Source organism: Alcanivorax sp. HI0083, assembly GCF_001635175.1.
Genome location: NZ_LWFX01000773.1, coordinates 1 through 413, shown reverse-complemented (window position 1 = coordinate 413; position 413 = coordinate 1). Strand labels below are relative to the sequence as shown.

General features: G+C 59.6%; 1 protein-coding gene. It reads left to right on the top strand.

Features of this window, described 5'->3' with window-relative positions; translation table 11 throughout:
• A partial coding sequence (locus A3754_RS07545; protein WP_369817589.1) for a TRAP transporter TatT component family protein occupies positions 1–413 on the top strand: 413 nt, incomplete at both ends.

Genomic DNA, 413 nt, shown 5'->3' with positions numbered 1-413 from the left:
GGCGCTCTGTACCTTACTGGGTACCTTCTCTCTTCTTCGCAGCGGTAGTTACCCTGCAAGGCTGTTCCCTGGCCCATGTTGACGACAACCTGCCCTATGGTGTCCTCAACAACAATGACCTGCAGCTGGTCGAAGACGGCCTGCCCACCTATTTGCTGATGGTCGATGGCCTGATTGAGAACTGGCCGGAAAGCGAATCCCTGCTCAGCAGTGGCGCGGACCTTTATGGCGCCTACGCCGGCTTGTTTGTGGAAGACCCTGAGCGGGCCCGCAAACTTAGCGACAAGGCGCTGGGTTACGGTTTCCGTGCCGCCTGTGCCCACCACAAGGATTACTGCGATCTGCGCAGCCTGTCGGTGCCCGAATTCGAATCCCTGCTGGACGAGGCCGACAAAGGCGATGTGCCGGTGCTG